Raw genomic sequence first — 4,396 nt, 5'->3', positions numbered from 1 at the left:
AAATCTAGCCCTGTGGGGGAATATTATGTAAGAGAGTTTTCTAATTTTATTAGTCCCCCTAGATATCCTTTTCCTCGCTGCTGCCGGTGTAAAACCAAAATTTTTTACCAATGTTTCGGCAAGTTCGGAGGTTAGGCAAGGGCCCTGTTCATTCAAAATATTATCAAGGTTTATTCTGGTCATTTTTTGCTCACGTCACACTACGCTATTTATAATCTGCACTATCGTGCAGGCTAGCAGAAGCGAAAAAAAATTCTAGCGATGGTGCATAGAGACTGGGTTTTAGAGGGGGGATTCTGGACTTTCTACAAAAAACGTCACAATAGGATTTTTTTTCCTGTAAATGAGCTTGCTGAGGCAGGTTTGTTTTCTTGACGCGAATTGATGTATGAGATTAACCTAGCTTCAGATACGAAAAAACCGCCCTGCAAGGCGGCTTTTTCGAAGGATCAGAGACCTGCAAGTTTCTGAACCGTGGTAACAGGGTGTACAAGACCGCTGCAACCAAATCTGTCCTTTCAGTGTAGCCGTAGTCAGGCTTCAACTTCAAGAACTCTGCACCAGTAATCTCTTGTACACCCCTTTACCAGTGGCTGCTGCCAGTGGCGCTTTTGCGCGTCTTTCCGGATTGGACTCAAGATGATAGTTACCGGATAAGGCGCAGCAGTCGGACTGAACGGGGGGTTCGTGCATACAGTCCAGCTTGGAGCGAACTGCCTACCCGGAGCTGAGTGTCAGGCGTGGAATGAGATAAACGCGGCCATAACAGCGGAATGACACCGGTAAACCGAAAGGCAGGAACAGGAGAGCGCACGAGGGAGCCATCAGGGGGAAACGCCTGATATCTTTATAGTCCTGTCGGGTTTCGCCACCACTGATTTGAGCGTCAGATTTTGTGATGCTTGTCAGGGGGGCGGAGCCTATGGAAAAAACGGCCGTCGCTCGGCCTTACTCTTTCTCTCTTACGTTACCGCTCGGTTTTCTCGAGTTCTTACACGCATGCCCTTGCCGCTCGCCGCAGCCGAACGGCAGGAGCGTAGCGACTGAGTGAGCGAGGAAGCGGAAAAGAGAACATCCCTACACTGAGCACTGACGCTCTGAGGCCTCTTATGACGAAACAACAGAAAACAGCGCTGAACATGGCTAAATTCATCCAGAATCAGTCTCTGCTCCTGCTGGAGAAGCTTAACGAGCTTGATCTCGATGTCGAGGCCGACCTTTGTGAGAAACTCCACGATGATGCGGAGCATCTTTTCCGTACACTGTCCTCGAGACTGGATGCATTACAGGATGGTAACTGATGGCCAGAGTGTCTATTAGTGAGGCTGCCCGACTGACGGGTAAGAGTAGAACAACACTGCACAGGTTAATTAAAGCAGGTGACCTGTCCACCTGTAGCGGTGAACGAAATGCAAAAATGGTAGATACTTCAGAGCTTTTACGTGTCTTTGGTCCCTTTGAACAACCGAAGGGTGAACACCATTCTGGACAGGTCTCTGAACAGCGTGATACAGCCTCTGCTGACCAGAGTGAACAGGTGATTCGTCATCTGAAACAGGAGATTGAACACCTGAACACCTTACTTTTGTCCAAGGATTCGCACATTGACAGCCTGAAACAGGCCATGCTCCTTCTTGAAAATCACCAGGCAAAATTAACTGAATCCCCGGCGCCATGGTGGAAATTCTGGAAAAAATCCTGACCCCGTCATGCTTCAGTTTTCCTCTCCGGTCATTCCGGGGAGTTCCTGAACCTTCCCAAAAATCGTCAGATCTCTGAACGCTCCTCACCACTAAAAATACCCACACCCCACGCAAAATTAAAATTTTGAAGATAACTCATTAATATCAGTTAGTTGTGGGTTATTAAATTACGCAGTATTACTTTCTGTAAGGTGAATCCAAGTCGTCGGCGATTCGTGTACGACTTGCCGACGACTCGTCATAGAGTCATCGACGACTCACTTAAGACTATCAGTAACTTATGACGACTTGACTCTAGAGTCGAATCGTCATTTTGGTGTTTTTTTGACCTTGACGACTCTAGAGTCAAGTCACGAGTCGAATCGCCGGTGAATCGTGTGGTGAGTCGTCCGGCGACTTGCCATAACGTGATTGCCGGCCGTCGACGAACACGATTCCTGAACGTGCTGAAAACCGGTTTTCCGGCTGCGCCGGCAACGCTTCACGGCCACGCAATAAATTGCGTCCCCGTTCACCGTTTTCGGATAGGAAGAACGCCGGAAACAGGACTTACCCTGGCTGAATGGCGTGAATTTTCGCGCTATGCACTTGCGTGCATACTCATGCATGCCGTAAAAACAGAGCCTGCGCGTTTCTGGCGGGTTTTCGGGTGGTTTGTTGCCTGTTTTACCGGTTTCCCGTCGGAAACGCCCTGAGGCCGTTTTAGCGGTGCGTACAATTAGGCGTTATGGTAAATGCTGTGAACAGAATAGTTGCCTCCCCCTTTTTAGGGGGGGAGGCTTTTGGTGGAGACAATGGGATTTGAACCCACAACCATCAGATTAGAAGTCCGCTGCTCTACCGTTAAAGCTATATCCCCATTTGGACCCAACAAAGTCGGGACCGTCTTTGATTTAACATCATTGCATTATTTTTGTGAAGTTTTTTATGTGGTTATCGGTGGTAGCTGAACAGGGTATGTGATGAGACGTTATTATAACTTTAGAAAACAGACAGATGCAAAAAGGCGCCCTAAAGGGCGCCTTTTTTTAATAGGAAGCGGGACTCGAACCCGCGAAACGCAAAGCGTTTGGTCGCTTATTAGGCGACTGCCTTCACCAACTCGGCCATCCCTCCACTGTATGGGGGATGACCATTATTGATTGTCGGAAAGATGATGTCCATGAAAAAAAAGTAACAATCATGCATTCTTGTTGACGTTTTTACCAACCTACATCTATGAGGCAAGGCTTTAATTTTACTGAGCCCTTTCCATTTTTAAGAAGTATTCAAAAAGCATTTTCTTTATAGAGCGATCATTTATTTCTTTAACATGACGGATCAAGTCTTCTGGTTTTTTAATAATTAAATCCACTTTTGGGTGCGTTTTTTTAAAATGCTCTATTCTGATTTCAGATTGCTCTGTTAAACCCCCTGTAATCCAGAGTTCGAAGGATTTTTTTAGTTTTTTGTAATCAGGATGTGATTTACAATAATTTATAAGCCTAGGTATCCTTACATCTAGCCATTGATCTACTTGTTTATCATCAAGATTACTTTCTCTTTTTATTCCTTTGCATTCAATGAAGGATATCGATACTTCATCCCTTATCGATGTGATATCTGCCTCTGCCCTTTCATTCTGTGTGGTTATGTACTCCCTTCCTAATATCAATCTGGATGTTGGCTCTATGCGCCTTTTGATATCTGAGCAAATGAACTCAAAGAGTCTACCTTTTAGATTTTGAGTTATGCCGTTTCTTTCATTTAGCTCTTTGGTTAATCTAGCTAACTCTCCTGATAAGTTTTCATCATGCCATTTATTTCCCAATATCTCGCTTATTTTATCAATTGCGGTTATATTTCTTTTTCCAAAAATATTATTATATGTTATAGCCATCACACCCTTTGATTTTGCAAGGTACAAAGCTTCTTCAGTGTAACCATTTGATATGTATACAAATATACAGTTTCCGATGTTCTTCATTGATATCGTCATATCCATTTTTTTTATAAAAATGGATATATCGTCAAGGGTTGTGATTGGCTGTATGTTTAAGTCGCAAACAACGAATCCTGGTTTCGTTTTGTTATCGTATTTTTTTGTTAGAGGGTGAGTATAGGATGGTCCAGTTATATGCCATTCAAATGTGCCAACGCGAGGATGGTTGTTATCATCACCCATTGCCTTTACTTTTCCAAAACTAACTAAACCAAGCTGCTTTAACCAGGTCCTAGATTGCTCTATCATTATCCCAGAAATCAATTCTTTTTTGTTTTGCCCTTCTAGTAGAAAATGTTCACTTCCCTCAAACTCTTTTAAGTATAAATATCTGTCTCCGCTAGCGCTTGATATTTCTAATATTATTTCTGATTTTATTAGTGAGGATATTATTGATTCGTAAGGTATATGATTTTTCTGCCGAAAAGGGGAGCCGCATAAAATACCAAACTCATCTCTTTTTATCATTCCTCCTCTGCTTTTTATGCATCTGATAGCCATATAATAAGAGGAGTTTTCTTTCCTCAATGAGGAGTATAGAGCATTCCAGTATTTTTCTGACGCATAGTCCTTTTTCAGATAAATAAATCTAGCCCTGTGGGGGAATATTATGTAAGAGAGTTTTCTAATTTTATTAGTCCCCCTAGATATCCTTTTCCTCGCTGCTGCCGGTGTAAAACCAAAATTTTTTACCAATGTTTCGGCAAGTTCG

4 protein-coding genes, 2 tRNA genes and 1 pseudogene are annotated in these 4,396 nt (G+C 43.4%); 2 read left to right on the top strand and 5 right to left on the bottom strand.

What is annotated here, in order from left to right; translation table 11 throughout:
* A pseudogene (locus tag MKR05_RS26785) lies at positions 1 to 183 on the bottom strand (hypothetical protein); the annotation flags it as partial.
* A gap of 363 nt (positions 184 to 546) precedes the next feature.
* Complete coding sequence (locus MKR05_RS27005) at positions 547 to 693, bottom strand: replication initiation protein (RefSeq protein WP_071786219.1); 147 nt, start codon at positions 691 to 693, stop codon at positions 547 to 549.
* 416 nt (positions 694 to 1,109) lie between these two features.
* Here MKR05_RS27005 and MKR05_RS26780 point away from each other — a divergent pair, with 416 nt between their 5' ends.
* Together MKR05_RS26780 and MKR05_RS26775 are read left to right on the top strand one after the other, a co-directional pair.
* Positions 1,110 to 1,301 carry a Rop family plasmid primer RNA-binding protein gene (locus MKR05_RS26780; RefSeq protein WP_004187666.1) on the top strand — a complete coding sequence of 64 codons (192 nt, stop codon included), beginning with the start codon at positions 1,110 to 1,112 and terminating at the stop codon, positions 1,299 to 1,301.
* Positions 1,301 to 1,702 carry an AlpA family transcriptional regulator gene (locus tag MKR05_RS26775; protein WP_009310048.1) on the top strand — a complete coding sequence of 134 codons (402 nt, stop codon included), beginning with the start codon at positions 1,301 to 1,303 and terminating at the stop codon, positions 1,700 to 1,702. The genes MKR05_RS26780 and MKR05_RS26775 overlap by 1 nt, the downstream gene beginning before the upstream one ends.
* 784 nt (positions 1,703 to 2,486) lie before the next feature.
* Here the strand turns inward: MKR05_RS26775 and MKR05_RS26770 are convergent.
* From MKR05_RS26770 to MKR05_RS26760, 3 genes are all read right to left on the bottom strand, one after another.
* Positions 2,487 to 2,562, bottom strand: a tRNA-Arg gene (locus MKR05_RS26770).
* Positions 2,563 to 2,732: 170 nt separating this feature from the next.
* Positions 2,733 to 2,819, bottom strand: a tRNA-Ile gene (locus MKR05_RS26765).
* Positions 2,820 to 2,940: 121 nt separating this feature from the next.
* Positions 2,941 to 4,396: hypothetical protein (locus MKR05_RS26760; protein WP_284123268.1), on the bottom strand; the 1,456-nt coding region annotated here is incomplete at its 5' end.

Origin of the sequence: Klebsiella sp. K5-204 (assembly GCF_030128585.1) — a bacterium.
Classification (GTDB): Bacteria; Pseudomonadota; Gammaproteobacteria; order Enterobacterales; family Enterobacteriaceae; genus Klebsiella; species Klebsiella quasipneumoniae.
Note: the sequence above shows the minus strand (reverse complement) of the source record. Positions and strands in the feature narration are given on the sequence as shown.